This is a genomic window from Streptomyces sp. NPDC086549 (genome assembly GCF_044746205.1).
In the GTDB taxonomy this organism is placed as follows: Bacteria; Actinomycetota; Actinomycetes; order Streptomycetales; family Streptomycetaceae; genus Streptomyces.
In genome coordinates, this window is sequence record NZ_JBIVBS010000034.1 from 26,945 (window position 1) to 46,489 (window position 19,545).

General features: G+C 68.3%; 21 protein-coding genes and 1 pseudogene. 8 read left to right on the plus strand and 14 right to left on the minus strand.

The annotated features are described in order from the left end of the window. Positions 1-991: 991 nt before the first annotated feature. The 3 genes from ACIPSA_RS48885 (at position 992) to ACIPSA_RS48895 (ending at position 4,743) form a co-directional block, all read left to right on the plus strand. Positions 992-2,452 carry a hypothetical protein gene (locus ACIPSA_RS48885; RefSeq protein WP_402648112.1) on the plus strand — a complete coding sequence of 487 codons (1,461 nt, stop codon included), beginning with the start codon at positions 992-994 and terminating at the stop codon, positions 2,450-2,452. Positions 2,453-2,677: 225 nt separating this feature from the next. Then, complete coding sequence (locus ACIPSA_RS48890; RefSeq protein ID WP_402648115.1) at positions 2,678-3,232, plus strand: hypothetical protein; 555 nt, start codon at positions 2,678-2,680, stop codon at positions 3,230-3,232. A gap of 986 nt (positions 3,233-4,218) precedes the next feature. Further along, the gene (locus ACIPSA_RS48895) at positions 4,219-4,743 is read left to right on the plus strand and encodes a peptidylprolyl isomerase (protein ID WP_402648117.1); all 525 of its coding nucleotides are present in this window, start codon (positions 4,219-4,221) and stop codon (positions 4,741-4,743) included. Positions 4,744-5,204: 461 nt separating this feature from the next. On the opposite strand, the pseudogene ACIPSA_RS48900 reads toward ACIPSA_RS48895, so the two are convergent. Beyond that, positions 5,205-6,002: pseudogene (locus ACIPSA_RS48900) on the minus strand (IS701 family transposase); the annotation flags it as partial. A gap of 58 nt (positions 6,003-6,060) precedes the next feature. Between ACIPSA_RS48900 and ACIPSA_RS48905 the strand changes: the two are divergent. Next, positions 6,061-6,519: a DUF4231 domain-containing protein gene (locus ACIPSA_RS48905; RefSeq protein WP_402648120.1), complete on the plus strand. Its 459-nt coding sequence runs from the start codon at positions 6,061-6,063 to the stop codon at positions 6,517-6,519. A 130-nt stretch (positions 6,520-6,649) separates the two neighbouring features. Here ACIPSA_RS48905 and ACIPSA_RS48910 read toward each other — a convergent pair whose 3' ends face one another. The 11 genes from ACIPSA_RS48910 to ACIPSA_RS48960 form a co-directional block, all read right to left on the minus strand. Beyond that, a complete protein-coding gene (locus tag ACIPSA_RS48910) occupies positions 6,650-7,159 on the minus strand; it encodes a hypothetical protein (protein WP_402648122.1) in 510 nt (169 codons plus the stop codon). After that, the gene (locus tag ACIPSA_RS48915) at positions 7,159-7,932 is read right to left on the minus strand and encodes an aldo/keto reductase (RefSeq protein WP_402648125.1); all 774 of its coding nucleotides are present in this window, start codon (positions 7,930-7,932) and stop codon (positions 7,159-7,161) included. The genes ACIPSA_RS48910 and ACIPSA_RS48915 overlap by 1 nt, the downstream gene beginning before the upstream one ends. Further along, a complete protein-coding gene (locus tag ACIPSA_RS48920; protein WP_402648128.1) occupies positions 7,929-8,525 on the minus strand; it encodes an AAA family ATPase in 597 nt (198 codons plus the stop codon). The genes ACIPSA_RS48915 and ACIPSA_RS48920 overlap by 4 nt, the downstream gene beginning before the upstream one ends. Beyond that, positions 8,522-9,124, minus strand: a complete 603-nt coding sequence (locus ACIPSA_RS48925; RefSeq protein WP_402648131.1) for an exonuclease domain-containing protein — start codon at positions 9,122-9,124, stop codon at positions 8,522-8,524. The genes ACIPSA_RS48920 and ACIPSA_RS48925 overlap by 4 nt, the downstream gene beginning before the upstream one ends. Continuing rightward, positions 9,121-10,311, minus strand: coding sequence for a radical SAM protein (locus ACIPSA_RS48930; RefSeq protein ID WP_402648133.1), 1,191 nt, complete (start codon positions 10,309-10,311; stop codon positions 9,121-9,123). Before ACIPSA_RS48930 ends, ACIPSA_RS48925 begins: the two co-directional genes overlap by 4 nt. 26 nt (positions 10,312-10,337) lie before the next feature. Continuing rightward, complete coding sequence (locus tag ACIPSA_RS48935) at positions 10,338-11,372, minus strand: nucleoside-diphosphate kinase (RefSeq protein ID WP_402648136.1); 1,035 nt, start codon at positions 11,370-11,372, stop codon at positions 10,338-10,340. 14 nt (positions 11,373-11,386) lie between these two features. After that, the gene (locus ACIPSA_RS48940) at positions 11,387-12,412 is read right to left on the minus strand and encodes a thymidylate synthase (RefSeq protein WP_402648138.1); all 1,026 of its coding nucleotides are present in this window, start codon (positions 12,410-12,412) and stop codon (positions 11,387-11,389) included. Between the two features lie 86 nt (positions 12,413-12,498). Beyond that, on the minus strand, positions 12,499-13,161 hold the full coding sequence (locus ACIPSA_RS48945; RefSeq protein WP_402648141.1) for a hypothetical protein: 663 nt from the start codon (positions 13,159-13,161) through the stop codon (positions 12,499-12,501). After that, the gene (locus ACIPSA_RS48950) at positions 13,158-13,328 is read right to left on the minus strand and encodes a DUF5999 family protein (RefSeq protein ID WP_402648144.1); all 171 of its coding nucleotides are present in this window, start codon (positions 13,326-13,328) and stop codon (positions 13,158-13,160) included. Before ACIPSA_RS48950 ends, ACIPSA_RS48945 begins: the two co-directional genes overlap by 4 nt. Before the next feature lie 220 nt (positions 13,329-13,548). Continuing rightward, positions 13,549-14,142 carry a hypothetical protein gene (locus ACIPSA_RS48955; RefSeq protein WP_402648147.1) on the minus strand — a complete coding sequence of 198 codons (594 nt, stop codon included), beginning with the start codon at positions 14,140-14,142 and terminating at the stop codon, positions 13,549-13,551. Beyond that, positions 14,139-14,492: a hypothetical protein gene (locus tag ACIPSA_RS48960; protein WP_402648150.1), complete on the minus strand. Its 354-nt coding sequence runs from the start codon at positions 14,490-14,492 to the stop codon at positions 14,139-14,141. Before ACIPSA_RS48960 ends, ACIPSA_RS48955 begins: the two co-directional genes overlap by 4 nt. A 639-nt stretch (positions 14,493-15,131) precedes the next feature. Here ACIPSA_RS48960 and ACIPSA_RS48965 point away from each other — a divergent pair. From ACIPSA_RS48965 to ACIPSA_RS48980, 4 genes are read left to right on the plus strand one after another with little or no spacing between them, the layout of a single operon-like run. Continuing rightward, positions 15,132-15,551 carry a hypothetical protein gene (locus ACIPSA_RS48965; RefSeq protein ID WP_402648153.1) on the plus strand — a complete coding sequence of 140 codons (420 nt, stop codon included), beginning with the start codon at positions 15,132-15,134 and terminating at the stop codon, positions 15,549-15,551. Further along, positions 15,511-16,035 (plus strand): DUF6879 family protein, encoded by a 525-nt coding sequence (locus tag ACIPSA_RS48970; protein WP_402648155.1) that lies wholly within the window; start codon positions 15,511-15,513, stop codon positions 16,033-16,035. Before ACIPSA_RS48965 ends, ACIPSA_RS48970 begins: the two co-directional genes overlap by 41 nt. A 7-nt stretch (positions 16,036-16,042) precedes the next feature. Next, positions 16,043-16,897: a helix-turn-helix domain-containing protein gene (locus ACIPSA_RS48975; protein ID WP_402648157.1), complete on the plus strand. Its 855-nt coding sequence runs from the start codon at positions 16,043-16,045 to the stop codon at positions 16,895-16,897. A 20-nt stretch (positions 16,898-16,917) separates the two neighbouring features. Beyond that, the gene (locus ACIPSA_RS48980) at positions 16,918-17,091 is read left to right on the plus strand and encodes a DUF397 domain-containing protein (RefSeq protein ID WP_402648160.1); all 174 of its coding nucleotides are present in this window, start codon (positions 16,918-16,920) and stop codon (positions 17,089-17,091) included. Between the two features lie 194 nt (positions 17,092-17,285). Here ACIPSA_RS48980 and ACIPSA_RS48985 read toward each other — a convergent pair whose 3' ends face one another. Continuing rightward, on the minus strand, positions 17,286-19,088 hold the full coding sequence (locus ACIPSA_RS48985) for a serine/threonine-protein kinase (protein WP_402648163.1): 1,803 nt from the start codon (positions 19,086-19,088) through the stop codon (positions 17,286-17,288). Beyond that, the gene (locus tag ACIPSA_RS48990) at positions 19,034-19,429 is read right to left on the minus strand and encodes a hypothetical protein (RefSeq protein ID WP_402648166.1); all 396 of its coding nucleotides are present in this window, start codon (positions 19,427-19,429) and stop codon (positions 19,034-19,036) included. Before ACIPSA_RS48990 ends, ACIPSA_RS48985 begins: the two co-directional genes overlap by 55 nt. Positions 19,430-19,545: the final 116 nt, after the last annotated feature.

Below are 19,545 nucleotides of genomic sequence, written 5' to 3' on the forward strand. Positions count from 1 at the left end.
TCCAACTCCCAGGTGAGAAGGTGTACTTGCTGACCTGGAGGAAACCCCCAGGCCCCGACCAGACCACCGACCATGAAGGCCCGACCACGGTCACGATGCGGACACAAAGCTGTGGTCAGGCCGACCACAGGCCTGACCAGGAGCCCCTTCGATGGGCGGCGGATGCGACGAAGCCGGAAACCGTCGTGAAGGTGAGGAAGACCGGGAACTGCCCGCAACGGTCCCGGGTCAGTGCGCAGGTAGAGGCTGCCGACGAATCCGGCGCACAGCGCTGCTGGCAGTCAGCCGGCTTGCGCACGCCGGAGCCGGGTGCGCAGCCCGTGACCGACACAGCGTCCCGCTGTGCGCAGCCGGTATTGCGCATGCCGACTGCGCAGTACCCCGAACGGCTTGCGCAGCTGAATGCGCAGGAATGTGCCGCCCTCGCTGCGCAGCCCCGATTGCGCATCGCCCCGGAGCACCGTGGTCAGGAGCCTGGTCAGGCCGACCGCAGCCCCGACCATGGCCCTGACCACGGCTCTCGACAGGGACGGGCGCGTCTGAGCCGTCGGCGTGGGAGGGGAGTTGGCCGGTGCGATGAGGGACAGCACAGACGAGAGAACACCGACGGACCGGGCTCCCGCCGCCCCAGAAGCTTGCCGTGGCGGACCGGTTGCGCATGTCGGCGCCGCAGGCCCCCGGAGCTCGTTGCGCAGCGGTCTGCGCAGGGCCGACTTCGATGCGCAGCCACGGTTGCGCATCGCTCCGGAGCAGCATGGTCAGGTTCGTGGTCGGCCTGACCAGAGCCTGACCATGGCGGATCAGTGTGCTTGTTGCCGGATCGTGACCGGTGGTCGGGGCTGGTGGTTGGTGGTCTGGTCGGGGGCGCCGGGTGAGCTGACGGGATGGATGCCGCGCCCGTCACACCCCTCGACGCCTTCGCTCCCCTCGCGCCTGCCGACGTGCACCGGGGTGCAAGCGGCTGCGCGCTCAAGGCCGGTGGCGGATCGCGATGACCCGAGTCGGGGCGGAGGTCCGCCGTGGGGTGATGGCCGCGGACCAGTTCACGCAGATCGCCAACGGCCTGTTCCGTGACAGCAGACTGTCGTTCAAGGCGAAGGGCCTCTTCGGCTGCATCAGTACCCACGCCACCGGCTGGCACGTAACGGTCGCCGACCTCGTGACCTCCGGCCCTGACGGGCGGGATGCCGTGCGGGCCGGCCTGAGCGAACTGGAGTGGTACGGCTATCTCGTCCGTGAGCAGGTGCGGCACGCGAGCGGGACGCTCGGCGAGACCGTCTACTCGATCACCGACCGCCCGGCCATGACCGGCGCCGACCTTTCTCAGACGGACGACGCGGCGTTGGCCTCCGCGCGGACGGGCGGGTCGGGCCCGGGTGTCGGGGCGGGGGTGCGCCGTGGGGTGATGGCGGCGGATCAGTTCACGCAGATCGCCAACGGCCTGTTCCGCGACAGCAGGCTGTCGTTCAAGGCCAAGGGCCTGTTCGGTCTGATCAGCACGCATCGGGTGGGCTGGCGGATGAGCGTCGCGGACCTGGCCGGCCGGGGCCGCGACGGCGAAGCAGCCGTCAAGAGCGGGCTCAAGGAGCTGGAGAAGCACGGCTTCCTGCTGAGGGAACGCGAGCGCCACCCCGACGGCACCCTCGGCGCGACCGCGTACGTCATCACCGATCTACCCGGCTTGCAACACGGCAGGTCGCAACCGATGTCGGGTTTTCCACCGGTGGACAATCCGACGTCGGTCCATCGCCCCACTAAGAACACCATCAGTAAGAACACCAACAAGCAGAGGACCAGACCCCTCCGTCCGTGCGACCCCGTCGACGCCACACAAACACCCGGATGGACCAACCAGCCTGCCCCGGCCGTCACCGCGGCCACCGCGCCTGTGGCGGACGAGATGCATCCCGGGATCCGGCTGCTGCTCGAGATCGGCGCGAGGCGCCCGGAGTTCTTGCTCACCGGCAAGACTTTGACCGATCAGGGTCGCGTGGCCACCGTGATGATGGACGCCGGCTGGAGCCCCGAACAGCTGCGCCACGTCATCACCAGCCGGCCCTTGCCGAACCCGGTGCGCACCTCGGTGGGGGCAATCGTCGCTGCCCGGCTGCGGGCCGCGCAGGCCTACCCGCCGCCCGCCACCGCAGCAGGCCAGCACGACGGGTTCCCGCTGGACGAGCCGCCCGCGCCGGTGAACACCGAGCGGTCGTCGACGGCGCCCGCCGTCCGCACGGTGAGCGAGGCCCTGTCCTACCGGGCCCTCGTCGAATGCGCCAGCTGCGGCGTGCCCGGAACCGCTCCCGGCGAGGACCTGTGCCCAGCCTGCCTGGGCTGGCCGTCGTGCCGCACCTGCCCCGGCCCGAGCCCCCGGCGCGCCCACCCCGGCGGCGACGGCCGTTGCCCGACGTGTGCCTCTGCCCGGCGGGGCTACCTGGAAGGCAACAGCGCATGACGGACCGCAGCACACAGCACCCCCGGCGCCCTCACGATGCCCCCCTTGCTCCACCCTTGCTCCGCACCAGCGGGAGGCACACGAGCACGCGCACTGCCGACCAGCCGACGAGCCGGCTCCACGGCACGGGGTGCACCGGAGGCAGCGATCCGCCCGGACCGACCGACCACAAATGCCACCGCGCAGGAGCCACTGCGATCGCGCCAGACGAAGGGATCCCGTTTCATGTCTCATTCCCGCACCAGCCACGAGCAGCCAATCCCCGAGGTGTACCTGCTTTTTGCCCACGAGCCGTACTTCCCGGCCCCCGGCACCCGCGAGGTCAACGCCTCCGTGGTGGCCGCCGCATCACTGCTGCACCCCCGGGTGCGCCAGCCCGACGGCGCCCGGATCCACGACTGCCTGGTCCGCGGCCGCCGGACGGGGGAGATCGTGCCGCCGGCCACGCTCACTCACGAGCTGGGCGGCGGCGCCGACTGGCCACAGGTCGGCGACTGGGAGACCGTCACCCAGAACCTGGTGCAGCTGGTTCGCACCGACGGCTGTGACGCGCTCGGCCTGGGCCTGCCCGCGCTCGCCCGCGCCCTCATCTGCACCAGCCCCCACAGCCACGTGCGCGCCTACGACCCGAACGCACGGCAGTACCGGACGTACGGGCCCGCCGACCGCATCGAGGTCCTCGTCGAGATCGGCAGACACCTGCTCGGGGCGGAAGCCGGCCACGCCCTGTGGCCCGGCGACGGCCTGCTGCCCCCGGCCCATCCCGGGCAGTCCACGTGATATCAGGCGGCGCCCGCGAGCGGCGGGAGCGGACTCAGTGGGTGCTGCCTCTGCCCTGCAGCCGTGCCCGGTGTTCTGCCCGCTGGCGGGGATGGCTCCCGCTAGCAGATTCTTCGTCTGCTGGTGGTACACCGCGTGCAAGGCCCTGACGAGCGCGAATACGAGGTTTGATGGAAAGCTGGCGGAGTCTGGCCCGCGTATGGTCCGGATCTTGATGAGTGGTACGTGGTGCTAGCGAGTGGGCCGCGGTACCACATGGCACAGGTTGTAAAGACCGTCTTTGGGCGTCCACGTCAGTCCAGGGCGGGTGCGTAATAGCAGGTCAGGCCATCGCGGTCCGGGGAAGTCGGCGGAGTTGGTGACAGACTTGTGAGAGCGCCCGTTCGACGAAAGTCCCGCCGACGCGGCCCGGCGGGGCTTGCGAAGCAGTGGGTTGCAGCGTCTGACGTTGGCACGTTGCACTCGGTTGTCCTCTCTCGTAGCACCCGAACAAGGACGCGGTGATGACAAGCGTCGTACGGTCTATGCGCAGCACGTGACCTCGGAACTCCCCGCGACGAACCAAGCCGTCCCGTTTGCTTCTGCACACCCGTCGGCTTGCTCCGACGGGACGTGGACGCCCTGATCGGCCAGCCGACGCTGTGCCGCACCCGAACGAAGTGGCCTGCGACCGCGGGCCGAAAGCTGGGAGGCGGATGTGGCTTGCGGGCGGGTTCTCGCCCGCCGGGCCGCGCTTTAGGCTGCGACCGCTCCGAAATCTGGCGATCTTTTGGAGGGTGTGCAGGATGAACCGAGCTCTCATGGCCGCATTGGCGGCAGCAGCGTTGGTCGTGTCCGGGGGCACCACCACTGCCTCCGCTTCCGATGCCCCGCCGCGAACCACGCACGGTCCTTGCCAGTACACCCAGACCCCGGACGAGCCGGCGGCGCGGCGGGTTCCCCTGCCGCCAGACCCGCGGCACACCCCCAGTCACGGCACGGTCGGTATGGCTGTCCGGACCAGCCAGGGCCCGCTCCCGCTGAGTCTGGACCGGACGAAGGCGCCGTGCACGGTCCAGAGCTTCGTGCACCTGGCGCGGCACCGGTTCTACGACCGTACGGTGTGCCATCGGCTGACGGCGTATCCGACGCTGAAGGTCCTGCAGTGCGGCGACCCGACCGGCACTGGCGAGGGTGGGCCGGGGTACGAGTACAAGGACGAGCTGCCGGTGGACCTGCCGCCGGCACCGAGCGATCCGACCGGCGTCCGTCGCCTTTACGGGCGTGGTTTGCTGGCGATGGCCAACGCCGGGCCGAACACGAACGGTTCGCAGTTCTTCGTCGTCTATGGCGACTCCGCGCTGCGACCGAACTACACGGTGTTCGGCACGGTCGGTGCCGCCGGCCTGAAGACGCTCGACAACATCGCTGCTGGCGGAATCGAGCCAACTACGCAGGACCCGGCGCCTGTCGACGGTACGCCCGTGCTGCGGACCGAGCTGCTCAGCGTCCGGCCGTCCTGCCGGCCCTGATGAACTGTGGTGCGGTCACCGTGGGTCCAGCTATGCCGCTGGATCGCCGACCTGCATATTCATGAATCCGCGACCGTTTCCGGGGCCTGGCGGTTCAACGTGTGGAGTGCGTCGTGATGCCTGGATCTGTCGTGGATTCGAGGGTGGAGACCGGGGGAGCGCGGTCGTAGTGACGGCCGGTGGTGGGCTGTGGTTGTCGATGACGAAGGTCATGCGCCCGACTCAACACCTCCCAGTTTCTCCCGCAGACCGCGAGGTTCCACTGCTGACCAGGTGAGGGCCTGCGCGGTTCGCTCTCACTTTGAAGAGATCGATCTGACCGCTTCTGTCGGCGCCCGCCCCGGTCCGCGTTCACTCGGCCGGCCGCCACCGCGCCGGCTGGCGCCGTTTTCGCATGAGGGCCGGGATGGTCGCGAAGGGGAGCGGGCGGGGCGTGCGGCTGGGGGATCGGGGCGCTCTGGCCCATGGCCGGCCGCCAGCGCGGCCACCGGGGACGGCTTGTCCCGGTAGCGGGGCTCAGGCTTGCGCCCGTTGCCCGACCACCCGGGGGCGGCGGGCTGCGCGTCGTGCGGGTGGACGGTCACGTCGGAGCGGACGGCGACGACGTAGCCGATGCCCCGGCTGGCCAGGCCGTCGCGGAAGTCGGCGTTCTGCCCGTAACCGGCATCGGCCACCACCACCGGCGGCACCAGACCCCACCCGGCCAGCTCATCCAGGCTGTCCAGGGCCAGCCGCCACTTCTCCCGGTGCCCGACCTCTGGCGGCATCCCGGTCTTCTGCCGCCGTGGCGCATCGTCCGCCCACTCCTCAGGCACGAACAACCGCCACTGCAACGGGCAGGAAGCGGTGTCGGAGACCGCGTGCACACTCACCGCGACCTGGCAGTTGGCCTGCTTGCCCAGCGCCCCGCAGTACTGGTGGGCGACCGCCACCGACATCCGGCCGTCCTTCGGGAACGACACGTCATCGACCGCCCAGGCGTCCGGGCAGATTCTCGGCACCATCCGCTGTGCGATCCGCCGCCGTACCGGCACCGGATCCCAGGTCGACTGGTTCACGAACTGCTGCAGGTTCTGCTCGTTGCCGTCCGGCAGCCGCTGGGCCATCGGCTGGATCGACTTGCGCCGACCGTCCAGCATCAGCCCCCGCAGGTAGCAGTCACCCTTCGCCCGCTGGTCCTTGCGCGGCACCGACGCGAACACATCCGCCACGAATAACGCCAACGTCGCCCGAACACGGTTCACTTCATGTGCGTCCACACAGTCCTCATGCCCCTGAACACGGCAGGCAAGCAGACCTAACGGAGTCCTACTAGGCGTGGGTCTCAGCCCGGGGGAGACGGCTGTCCTCCTGCTGGAGAAGATCCGCCAGGGCAACGACTACGCTCGCAGCAGGAAGTGGCGTTTCCGTCGGAGTGCTTCGGTGATCAAGATGGTGACGCTGGTGTTGTCCGCTGCGTCCACCATCATTCTGGGTCTGCAAAGCCTCAACACATGGGCGGGTCTGGCCTTTGCGCTGATGGCCTTGGTGACGTTGCTCGGGGCCGTTGAGCCGTTCTTCAACTGGCGCTCTCGTTGGGTGCTTATGGAGGAGACGCAGTACCGGTTCCAGCGGCTTGCCGATGACCTGGAATACCTTGCGGCGTCGACGCCCGCAGACGAGCTGACGCATGCCCAGCTCGGTGATATTTTCACCAGGTATCAGACTATTTGGGCTGACCTGAGTCGGACGTGGCTGGAACATCGCCGGGAACCGGCGTCGTCGACCACCGTCTGACAGCGATTTACTCCTCGGGCGCCATCGCCATCTTCCCCGGGCCGAAGTGCTGGAGCTGGCGCAGGTTCCAGCTGTCCTGAACGGGGCGGTGGCCGGCGGCCAGCTGCGGCGCTCGACCGGCCCCGGTGCGTCACGCTTGCAGGTCCGCGGGCGGTTCGGCCTGTACGACACCTGCTTTGATGAGCGCGGTCTGGCCTGTGGCGAGGGCCTGTAGACCGACCACGATGCGTGTCCGGGCGGTAGGCCGCACCGTGTCGAGAAGCCGCAGGGTGGGAAGCGCGCGCACCGTGGCGCGTGGGTCGCGGTACACCAGTTCTTCCAGCGTGTGGGGCGTGGTGGGTGTGGCTGCCAGGATGTGGGTGATGACCTTTCTGCGGCGGGTCTGTATCGAGTCGACGGCGACGTGACGTAGAAGCTGCAGGCCGCCGTTCGGGCCGGAGAGGATGTGGTGGGCGGCTTCCTGCAGTGTCTGCCCGTCGTTCACGCCGCCGACGGGCAGCATGAGTGTTCCCTGCAGGTCGGCGACGGCGAGGCAGTCCGGTCCGACCGGGACCAGGAGTGCGACGCCGACCACCGGGGGCCGCCAGTTCTCGTAGGCGGCGCGACGGCGCACCGGTGGTGTGACGGTGGTGGCCGACATCAGGCCCGACCGTCTTGGAGGGATGCCACGATCTCGCCGAGATGCCGGGGCTGGCTCGTACTGGGAATGGGTGCGATGTGGGGTCCGTAGTTGAGGAGCCAGTCGAGCGGGACCCTCGGCCCGTATGTGCGGGCGAGTTGGCCGGCGTCGAGCGGCCGGTAGGCCACGTACGGGATGTCCAGGTCCCGGCACAGCTCCACGACGGGGTCGAAGCGCTCGTTGGTGTTGAGGACGTTCTGCACGGCGGCGACGGGCTGATCCTTGAGCACCAGGCGCAGGTTTTCGGGCGTGACCTTCGACAGGCCGACGTGCCCGATCTTCCCCTCCTCCTGCATGGCCTGCAGGACAGCGATCTGGTCATCGAGCGCCACTTCGGGGTCGATGCGGTGCAGGTAGCACAGCTCCAGCCGTTCGACGTTCAGGCGCCGAAGGCTTGCCTCGACGGTGGCGCGCAGGAAGAACGGGTTACCCAACGGCGTCCACTGTCCGGGTGCGGGGCGGACCATGCCGACCTTCGTGGCGATGAGCACGTGCTCCGGGTACGGGTAGAGCGCGTCGCGGATCAGGTGCTCGGCCGTGTGGGGTCCGTAGGCGTCGGCGGTGTCGATGTGGCTGATGCCGTGAGTGTGGACGGCCTGGCGGAGCACGCTGAGCGCGGTGTCCCGGTCGGCGGGGTCGCCCCAGGTACCGGGGCCGGTCAGACGCATGGTGCCGAAGCCGAGGCGGGAGACGGTCTTCCCGGCGATGGTGATCGTGCCACCGGGGGGTGTCATAGTGCGGCCTCCTTCAGACAGAGCTGGACGGCGACGTCGACGGCGTGGGCTTGACTGTCGGGGTCGCTGGTCACGCGCTGGTGGGAGATGTTGTCGTTGGCCAGGAGGCGGTGCGCGTGCTGGTCGACGAGCCACCGGTATCCGGCGTCGTAGTTGTGGCTGGTGTCCACCGGTACGCGCGGGTCGAGCTCGGTTGCGAACAGCAGGTCGTACTTGGGTAGTTGCGTCGATGCGAGTGCGAGGAGCCGTTCGCGTTCCAGGCGGGGCGGTGTCTCGGCGCGGAAGGCCAGTGCGGCGTGCCAGTAGGCGATGGCGTCGTGCGCGGCCCGGTCGATGAGGACCACTTCGGCGCCCTGGGTGACGGCGTCGATCTCGTCGACGATGCCTTGCGTGATGATCCACTCGGTGGACAGCGCGGTGTGGTGCTGCATCTTCGGCAGGCCGGCCGCCGCGGCGCGCTTGCCGAGTCGACCGGTGCGGGCGACGGTGATGCCGTGGCTGCGCAGCTCCATCTCTATGCGCCGTAGGAGCGTCGTTTTGCCGGTGGAGTGCGTGCCGAGCACGCCGATCCGGATGGGCTCGGTGGATGTCACCACAGGGTTGGGTCCTTTTCGGGTTCGGGGGCGCCGGGCAGGCCGGGCGGCACGGCCGCCGCGACCAGCTGGTCCCAGGTGTCGTACCGGGAGGCCATGGCGATCAGGAGCTGGGCCGTGGCGAAGGCGTCGAACGTGGCCCGGTGCCGCTGGGCGGGGGCCTCGTTCAGGTCGGGCTTCACGTGCTTGATGAGGGCGTCCAGGCTGTACTTGCCCAGGTCCGGGAATGTGGCCTTGGCGAGCTTGACGGTGTCCAGCACACCGGCCGGCTCCCAGCTCGGCAGGTGTGCGCTGAGCACGCGGTAGTCGGTGTGGGCGTTGTGCGCGCAGATCCACGCCGTGCCCATGAAGGTGTGCACCTGGCCTGCGATCTCCGCCCACGCCGGCTTGTCGGCCAAGTCGTCGTTGGACAGACCGTGCACCCCGGTTGCGAAGGACGTGACCGGTCGGTTGGGGCGCGTCAGCCACGCCTTCGCGGTGGTCTTGTCGGGGCGGCCGTCCCGGACGGGCAGGGCGGCCACCTCGACGAGGTCGGGCGGATTGGTGCCGTTGCCTTCGACGTCGACAACGAGCAGCGTGGGCCAGGTGCTGAAGATCATGCGGGGTCGGTTCCGTTCTCCGCCTCCCAGCCGATGTAGGCCCGGCCGTGCTGGCGGTACAGGTGCGGGTGCTCGCGGGCGTGGCACTGGTAGCCGAACCCGTGCTGCAGGTAGTAGCGGGGCGGCTCGTCCAGTCCCTCCACGACGATGGCACGGTCGTTGACCTCAACGGCGCCGACCGCCCCAAGGGCGCGGGCTGCGCGTTCGACGGCAGCCAAGTCCGGCTTGACCCACGCCTTCTTGCACAGGGCGAGCTGCTCGGGCGGGCAGATGTCGCACAGTTCCTTGACGCCGTAGTGGCCGTTGTAGTCGGCTTCCCCGTGCGCGTACGCGACGCCGCAGCTCGTCTTGCGGAACAGGGTCCCCCACGGCAGGCCACCGGGCTGCTGGCTCGTGTCGAAGGCGCTCAGGATCCGCTGCTCCGCCAGCTCCGGCATGATCTTGCGCCGTGCCGTGCTTTCGTACGGCATCGGCATGCCGTGCGACTCGTAATAGGCGGCGATCTCCTCCCGGAAGAACAGACCCGTGAACACCGTGGCGTGCGCGTGCAGCGACAGCTCCCGGGCCCGCTCGATGTGCTTGTCCGAGTCGTTGAGGCCCGGCACGATCGGCCGCCAGTACAGGACCGTCCGGTAGCGGTCGGCATGCTCGTACAGGGTGCGCAGGCTGTCGGCTGCGATGCTGGAGTCCACCGGTTCGATGCGCTCGTTGTCGATGCCGGAGTGGGTGATCAGGACGGTGATGCGCAGGTTCTTGAAGCTGTTGAGGACGGCGCAGTCGTCGGCGCCCACCCGCCAGCGGGTGATGGTCAGCACGTGGTTGGTCAGGCCTCGCTCGTCGAGCATCCGCAGCTTCGTGAACAGGTGCGGCTTGACGACCGGCAGCATGGGGTCGGTGGCCCGGTTGTAGAGCTGGATGGGCGTGTTGTGCGGCCGGAAGTACTGGTGGCCGAGGAGGGCTTCGACGGCGGCTTCGTCGCTCATCAGCCGACGGGGCGTCTTCATCTGGAAGTTGTCGAAGAGGTGGCGGACGCAGTAGCCGCACTCCAGCGGACAGCCGACGATGTCGTTCAGGGACAGGCCGGATTTGCGGTACTCGACCACGTCGGCGAGCTGGGGCTGAAGGTCGGCTATCTGCGCAGGCGACAGCAGGGGCAGCATGCGGCGGGCCGGGGCAGGAGCGGTCACGGGGGTCTCCAGATGGGCCTGGGTGGTCAGCGGTCGGCGTTCGTGGGCTGGAGCGGTACGCCGGACGGTGAGGTGAGCAGCAGCAGGCGGCGGGCGGCACCGAACCAGGTGCCGAAGTCCCGTCGGGTGGCGTTCGGGTCGTCCGAGGTGTGCACCAGGTTGTGGACGAGGCGCTTCTCGGCGAGGGCTCGGTCGAGGCTGTCGTTGCCGAGGTCGCCGCGGATGGTGCCGGCGGCCGCCTTGGTCGGGTCGAAGTACCCGATGAGGTTGCGCAGCCGAGCGTGGATGCCCGGCTCTCCGTAGGCGAGGGCTACCGTGACCGTTTTGCCCGTGTAGGCGTCATCCAGGCACGCGGGGATGTCGCGGTCGGGGAAGTAGTCGGCATCGACGAGGAGATCCCAGTAGTGCACGTGGGCCTGCCACGGTTGCACGGTGACGTCGAGACGGTTGGCGATCGTGACGCCGACGGCGGTGAACCGTTCGAGTACGGCGTCGACGAGGCCGCGCTGCACCGCGTCCGGCTTGCACAGGATCACCGAGCACCGGTCGAAGTCGGAGACCTGCAGACGGATGCCGGGCCCGAACCAGGTGCCGTATTCGCGGCGAGCGGACGCCGGGTCGTCCGAGGTGTGCACCAGGTTGTGGACGAGGCGCTTCTCCACGGTGGCGACGGCCACGCTGTCCTCACCGAGGTCCCCGCGGATCGTGCCGGGCACTGCCCGGGTCGGGTTGGTGTGCCCGATGAGCTGCCGCAGCCGGGCGTGCACACCGGGCTCGCCGTGCGCCAGAGCGACCGTCACCTTCTGGCCCACGTAAGCGGCGTCGACGTACGACGGCAGGTCACGCATGTCGCGGCGCCCGGTGTCGGCGAGCATGTCCCGGTAGACGACGTGCGCCTGCCAGGCCTGCGCGACTACGTCCATGCGGTCGGAGACGGTGATACCCGCGGTGGAGATCATGTCCAGGATGCGGGGGACCAGGCCCCGCGCCACGGCGTCCGGCTTGCACAGGACGACCACCCAGCGGTCGAAGTCCACGCCTTCGACGACGGTGCCGCTCATCGGCTTCCCCGCGCTCACAACGAACCTCCGGCCGAGTGCGTGGCGCAGGCCGGCCACTTGCGTTCCATGAGCCAGCGCAGGCCCGGGTCGAGCGCGGCCAGCAGGTCGGAGTCGACGGCCACGCTCTTGTCGTGCTGGATCTGCCGGTACAGCTCGAACAGCATCACCACTTGCTGCCAATACGGCTCCAGGCCCAGATCCTGGATGTGCGCGGCGCTGTAGCGCATCTCGTTCGTGCGCAGCGCCTCCTCGTGCTGCAGCACGTTTGCGATGGTGGCTGCGCTGGTGCCCTCGGGCATGGCCGGGAACAGGAACGTGGTCGGCGCCGGGCGGGTCGTGGCCTCGGTGACTACCCGGCGGACGCGGTCGGCGTTGGCATCGTTGACGTGCGCGGAGCCGATCGTGTGGGTGTACGTGCCGAGCTGCAAACCGAGCTGGATGGCCGCGAACTCCTGGATCATCGTGAAGGAGAACACGTCGCTCAGCAGGCCGCAGTCCAGATCGTTGGCGCGCATGTGGCACACCGTGTGCAGGCGGCCACCGCGCGGAAGCAGATGCAGACCGGCCAGACACGCGACGTCCGGATTGGCACGGTCGGCCAGTTCCTTCGCGGAGAAGACGGGCAGGTAGCCGCGCTTGCTGTCCTTCTCGTTCAGCAGCAGCTCCAAGACCCGGTCAAAGGGAGACAGCTCGTCGCCGTCGGCCGGGTTGAACAGCGTGTAGCCGTAGGCGGATCCGCCGAGACTGATGCCGTCGGCGCTACTGGCCCGCATGGACGGCGCGTAGTAGCTGATCATTTCCAGGTCGCGGCGGCCGGCGAGGCACCAGAGCGCTTCGGCGAACTGGAACACCACATTGGCCTTGCGTTCGGCCAGGTACGGCAGGCGCTGGCGGGGATCGGTCAGCCGGAAGCTGACGCCGAGGACCTCGTGGGCCGCGTTGCCGCGCGCGTCGATGTGCTGCTCGGGTTCCTTGGTCGCAAGCTGCAGCAAGGCGACGTACGCGCCTTCGACGCTGCGGAATGTCGGTGCTGTGAGCAAGGCACTCTCCAGGTCGGGGATGGATGGGTGGAGCCGTCCGACGGTCCGGGCTCAGGGGGAGGGGCGGCCGGGCCGCCGGACGGGGTCTATGCGGCGAGGGGCATGAGCTGGTCGATGTCGATGGGGGTGCAGCCGTGCAGGGTGACGATGTCGCGGGCGGCGATGATCCAGCGCAGGTCCGGATGGCCGTGGGGCACGAAGTCCAGGTCCTGGTTCGTCGGGGCCGGGAGCGCGGTGAGGGTTTGGGGGTCGTGCAGGATGCCGGCGACACCCCACGGGGACGGGTATTCGACCCGGGCAGCCACTGCACCGCGGCGCAGGTGTGAGCAGTTACGGAGGGCTTCCGCCGCACATTCTTCGTGTACGGGCGGAACTGCTGTCCGCTCGCCTTCGACGATCGGTCTGCCGTTCCGCTCGCCCATTAGGAACAGGTGCCGTTCGTCGCGCCTAGGGTAGGTCGACGTGCCGCATACCTGGCACAACAGGTGCGTCATGGCCTGACGCTGCCGCAGGGCGTGCACACCCGCCAGGCGCGGTTCCCCCACGCCGCGCACGGCCGGCATCCGCACCCAGAGGATCCCGTGGCGACGATCCACTCGGGGATTCTCGTCGGCGTATCCGATGCCACCGCCCCGCAGGTTCGGCGGCCGCACCAGCGGCACGTGGATCCGCACCTCGCTGGACCAGGGCGCGATGAACGGCACCCGCACGCCCCGCCAGAAGAACTGTCGCGGGCCGGCCTCGCTCATGCGCTCACGCTCACCGGGACAGGCCGGCGCGGAGGGACGATCCGCCCGTCCGGCAGGAGCTCACCGGTGTCGTCGAACACGATGGCACCGTCGGACATCAATGACCATCCCTGATCGTCGTGGCGGGCAACGACGGTTGCGGGGCAGGGGGGATCGTGCCGACACACGGTGGCGTCCTCTCTTGAATGAGTTGTGCGGTTGAAGGACCCTTCGGTCCTCTGCGAACCGTGGGGCGCTGGAGGTAACAGCTGATGAGTGGGCATTGCGGTGGTGGTCGCCGGGCTTGCGGGCGAGAGCCGTTCGGTCTCGTTGTTCCTGCACGCCCCGGGCCGGAGTGCCCTCTCGGCTGCGTCGCGTGTCGGGCGCGAGCCGCGTCACCTGCGGCCTTCAGGCGATGGTGCTCAGCACCGATCCGAGGAGCGTTTCGTGCGGGGCGGGGCTCGGTTGGAACTGGTCGAGCAGTGGCCGCAGTGCGGTGGGTGGCACGAGCCGGTCGCCGCGGCAGGGGCGCAGCCAGTAGGGCCCGGGCGGCTCCGCTGATGTCATGGCGGGCAGCGCGAGGCGATGGGGCTGGCCCAGGCATGTCGCGTACCGGTGCGGCGCCCACTGCTCGCTGGTGCCCGGGGGCACGAGCCAGATGAGCCACGACCTTTGAGGGTCCTCGATCACCGGCCCGCATGCGTCCGCCCGCTCGTCACCGGTGTGCTGGATCCCGTCCATCACCTTGAGGGCGGCATACGCCTGCGGGCCGCTCGCCGTGACGATGATGTCGAAGAAGCGGCCGCCCAACGGCAGCTGGAGAACCCGCTGCTGCTGGAGCGCCATCAGGCTGCGCACGCGCGAGGCCAGGTCCCCCATGTCGTGGGCGACGAGCGAGGGATCTATGGGGAGGCTGGTCGGGGTGAAGCCTGCGGGCTCGGCGGGCGGGCTTACCCGGTCGGCGTCGACCGGCCGGCGCGGCATCTGCCCGGTGCGGCTCATGCCGGGCTCCAGGTGGTGGGGAGGAATGCCGTCACGGTCTTGCCTACGACGTCACCGGTGGTGGCGTCCGTCTTCGGGTCCCACGACAGGGTTCCCTGGTAGTGGCGGACCCACCAGAGCCCGGGTGGCGGGTTCGAAGGCTCGGCGGTCGTCGCTTTCTCGAAGTCGGCGAACTCGGGAGTGGCGTCGTCGACCTCGATGAGCAGCGCGTCCGTCTTGGGCAGCACTGTCAGCCTGAGTTCGACCCAGCCCTCGCCGGGCCCGAACGGTTCGGCGTGCTGGAAGGCGTTGTCCACGAGCTTGTCGGCGACTCTGGCTGCCGCGTCGATGTTCCCGGGCCAGTGCGCCACGGTGAGCCGAGTTCGCACTCGCAGGCGGGCGTTGGGGCCAGCGCCTGCGTTCGCCGTGAGCCTGGTCTGCCATTTGTACGACGGTTCTTCGTCCTGCGGTGAAGGCAGGGCACGCAGGGTGTCACTGGCTGGGGGTGCGTTGCTCTCAAGCTCGACCTGTAAGGGCAGGAGAACCACGGTCGCACTGACCGGGTGCTTGCCGTGATCGAGCTCGGCTGACGTGACCGTGTCTGCAGAGGGAAGAACCTTGCGGTGCTGTGTAGGGGGGTTCACGAGGCGCTCCTGGTTCAGGGTTGTGAATCGTGCGGGCGCGTGGTTGAGGGGCGTGAGCACGTTGTTCAGCCACTCGATGTGGCTCGCGTCGAGGCCTGGTGTTCGGTAGGGCCCACGCCATCCGCAGTGCGGGCCCTTACCGGAGCCGGATGTCCGTCTTGGCGGCAGGGGCGATCTTGAGGTTCGCGTGGTTCCGGCGGCGGGCGCGTTCTCCGGTTCGAGCTGCAGTCAAAGGTAGATCCGCCGTTGACCAAGCCCCAAGTAGATTGCGCGAGTTTGCAGCAAGTAGGTTGACTGGCTCGAATGCCCGGCCGACCATCCTTGTGTCGCGCAAATCCGAGCAAGGATGCAGACAGGAGAACGACCTTGAAGCTACGGTTCCTTGGTAAGAACTCCACGGTGGGTGACTGTCCGACCCTGTATGCCACCGATCGGGACACGTACCTCGTCCAGGGCTGGAAGATCTTCGCGAACGACCTGCTGATGCAACTTGACATCCCTGAGGGGGAAACGGCCGTGGAGGTGCCCACAGAACTGTTCGAGCACCTCGCCAAAGACGGTCTGCCGGCCGGGGAGATCAGGCGGGTCCAGGACCCGATCATGATCCTGACGCCAGACGGTACGTTCGTCGTCCAGGGCCGCGAGGTGACAGACACCGAAACCCTGGCTCAGATGGAGATTCCGGACTACGAGACCGTGGTCGAAGTACCGAAGACCGCGATCACCGCCCTACTGGAGGAACCGCGTGGAGCTGATTTCCAGCGCCGAGCGCAACCAGCTCTTTGAGAGCTTCGCGCAGGATGCATTCCACCTGGAGTTGAGGGACGACTACTCCGTTTCCGATGAGGAGAGTCCCTTCACGAGCTGGCTCCGCGGTGAGACCGTCGACCACTCCTACATGACCTCGTGGACCCAGCTCATCCGACGTGTCACTGCCGAGGGCAAGACGGTCCGACGTGTCCGCGTGGTCACTGTGCCGCACAGCCGCTACATCCAGTGGGAGCACGCGACCACCGCTCTCAACGAGGAGGCTGGCGAGAAGATTCGCTGGCTGCCCCGACACCGCCTGCCGGAGGGCACGGCGTTTCCTGTGGGCGGCAATGACTGGTGGCTCTACGACGACCGTCTCCTCGCCGTGGGCCACTTCGACTCCAAGGGCAGAGTGTTGGGCTCGGAGATCGTCGAAGACCCGGAGACCGTAGCCCAGTGCGTGCGCCTGCGCGACAGCCTCTGGGCTGCTGCGGTCCCCCACGCCGAGTACCGGTCCTGACCGATCCGTGAGTACGCAAGTAGACGAAGCACTGCAGGCGCTCGGTGCCCGGTTGCGCGGCTTCCGCAAGGATGCGGGCTACGCCAGCGGCCGGGCATTCGCACGTGCCACCTCGTGGCAGGAGTCCAAGGTCTCCCGAATCGAGAACGGCAAGCAGCGCCCCAGCGAGACCGATATACGCATCTGGTGCGAGGTGACCGGACAGAGTGACCAGTTGGGTGACCTGGTCGCCATGGTCCGCCACGTCGACGAGCTGTGGCTCGACATGCAGCGGCTGCTTCGAGCGGGCGCGGAGCAGCGACAGCAGCAAGCGCTTCCGGTGTACGACAAGACCAAGGTGTTCCGGATCTGGCACCCCACGGTCGTCTGGGGGACCCTTCAGACTGCGGAATACGCTTCCGAGGTCTTCAAACAGGTCGTCAGCTACTACGAGATTGCCAACGACGCCGAAGCGGCAGTAGCGAAGCGGCTCGAGCGCCAGCAGTACCTGTACCGGGGCGATCGCATCTTCAACGTCCTGCTCGGCGAACAGGCCCTGTACACCAATTTCGGGGGCCCGGAGGTGATGACGGGGCAGCTTGACCGGCTCCTGGCCGTGATGAGGCTACCTCGCCTTAGCCTGGGCATCGTCCCCAGGTCCGCGCCGGCATCCATATGGCCAGGCAACTCGTTTTCGATGTTCGATGACCGGCTCGTCCTCGTCGAGACCTACTCGGCAGAGCTCTCTGTATCTCAGCCCCGAGAGATCGAGCTGTATACCAAGGCATTCGCTCTCTTGAAGCAGTCGGCGGTCTACGGCAGCGCTGTCCGAGACCTTGTCTTCACAGCGATCCAACACTTCGATCAGATGCCGAATGACTAGGAGGTCACACCATGCAGCCCATGGCCCCGAACTGGCGTACCAGCTCCTACACGAAGTCAGATAGCTGCGTTGAAGTGGCCGATAACGACCCGAACGAGATTAGAGTCCGGGACACAAAGGCACACGACGGGGGCGTCATGTCTGTCCACCGATCCACGTGGACGACGTTCGTGGAGTACACCAAGTGCTCATAGCGTGATCTTCGCTATGGAGCAGTTCTGGTTCAGCGGACTGCCCCTGTTGCCGATCGCGGTTGCGCAATCGGTGCGCAGCGCTGTGACCTGCGTGGTTGAAGCCCTGGTTCCAGCTCATCAACGAAGAGCGGGCCGTGGCGGAGGCTTCCTTGATCACTGAGGCGCTGGACCGCGCCGACTGCCGCCAAACCGGTCTAGTGCTGGGCGATGGCCGCGCGAATCCGGTGGTCGACGCGTAAGTCGTGCACCAGGTGGCCGAAGTACGTCACGCACTCCGGGTGCTGTCGCAGCATCGCCGCCACCGAGCTGGCGGCGTCCCTGCTCAGGGTCGTCCACCAGGAGAAGCCGTCGGCCTGGCTGCTCTGGTCGTCCAGGAGGGGGATCCATTCGAACGCGCCACCGCAGCAGGCTTCCAGGAGATCGAGCTCCCTCGCCCGGGCCGCCTCCTTGGCGATATCGGCCAGCCACCTGACGGTGGCGCCGAGTTCCTCGGAGCCGTGGGAGACGTCCGAACCGAAGAGTGTCGCCATCGCGGACACGACCTCGACCGCACGAGCGGCGTCGGCCAGCAGACCTGCCATGATCGAGGCGACGGGAACCTTGATCAGCACGTCGAAGTAGAGAGCCGCGTCGTCGGGATGCGTAGCGGCCAGTGTCAGGAGGTCCGACCCCGCACCCGTCGACCCGGCGAACAGTTCCCGCTGGAGGTGCTCGCCGCGTAGCGCAACGGGCTCCGCCGGCCCGTCCAGCTCTTGCGCGACGAAATCGAGGAAGGCGGACACCGTGGCCGGGCGTCGCTCCGGGTCCCTCTGGGTCGCCTCCCGGACGATCGCACGCCAGGGGCCCGACTTGGGGAGCAACGGGACGTTCACGAGGGGCATCTCGCCAGTGACGGCCCATCCGATGAGCTGCCCCAGGCTGTAGATGTCGGCGGTGGGGCCCACGAGGTGGGCGTCGCTGTAGTGCTCAGGGGCCGCGAAACCCTCGGAGCCGAGGAAGACCCCCACGCGGGTCCGCTGCGGATCGGTCGTCTGCCCCAGGGGCCGCCGCACGATCCCCCAGTCCGCCAGGACCCAGCGGCCGTTCAGACGCAGGACGTTGGCTGGCTTGATGTCCCGGTGGATCCATCCTGTCCGGTGCGCCACCGCGAGGACCGAGCAGAGGGATTCCAGCAGCTCCCGCAGGGCCGCATCATCGGAGAACTCCTCCCGGCAGCTCTCGGCGGTGGCCTCCGCGTACGGCATGACGAACCAGGTGTGCTTTGGATCGAAGTCCAGGACTGGCATCGCGTACGGGTTCCCGATCAGGCTGCGCCCGCATTCGATCTCCCGCTTCATGCGGGCAACTTGACGTGCGGGCGGGTACTTGTCCTTCAGCTTCTTGAGGATGACGACCTCGCCGCTGGGCTTGTGCACCGCCTTGAAGACGTCTGCCTGGCCGCCGTCGGCGAGGGGTAGCCGTTCACACCGGTAGTCCTTGCGCTCGCCCCGTCTGGAGGGGCTGACCAGCTCTCCCGTTCGTGGCGCGACCAGCGGCTTGCCAGCGATCTCCTCCAGTTCCCCGGCTTCCGAGAAAAGAGTGATCCGGTCGCTCGTGTGGGCGATGGCATCCGCGAGGCTCGCCGAAGTCGGCGAGTTCGCGTCCGCCGGGCGCCGGGGAGCGACGACGTTCCGGAAGACCTCCGCGGGATCGAACCCCTCGGCGAGGTACTGGAGCACCTCGCGTTGGTCCTCGGGAAGTAGCGGCTGGAATGCGTCGAACTGCGCCCTGTCCGTGATGGTGCGGATGGCCTCCAGGGTCTGGCCGTCGATGCCCAGCTCTGTGAGGTCGGTGGCGGAGAACCGAGCGAAGAGAGTTGTCGAAGTGTGGGAGGCGGGCCGCGAAGTGACCAGCCGCTCCATGGCCGCGACGTCCCGCACCTCCAGTCTTCCCATCGCGGAGTTCACGGAGAAGAGCCGGGTGGCGGCCCACTGCAGGGCCTCGTCGTGCGGCAGCACCTTGAGGACGGCGGTCCGGACGCGGCCGGAGCGCGCGGTGTGAGCGTCAGCAGGTAGCCGTCGAGCCCGTCGGGTGCCTCGTGCAGCCGGAGGAGAAAGGTCTCACTTCCGTCGTCGGGCGCGAGGAGCACGCCCCTCCAGAAGGCCGTGATGCGTATCGTCCTCATCCGCGGATCACGGGCCATGCGCGCGACGGACAACCCCAGCCCCTTGTCCGCGTACAGCTCGGCCACCGTCAGCGACTGGAACTTGGCCATCGCCTTGCGAACCCCGGCCCGGACGGGCTTGTCCAGCTGCTCGTAGTCGGTCCAGAAGGTGTGCACGAAGGCGAGCTGCGGCAAGGGTAAGTCTCCTACGCGAGAGGCTAGTGCCGCATCAGGCAACGTTCGCCTCGTCTTGAGTTACCTCGTGAGCCTTGCGGTGGGGTGGGTGAGCTGGAAGGCTCCCGGTCATGCCG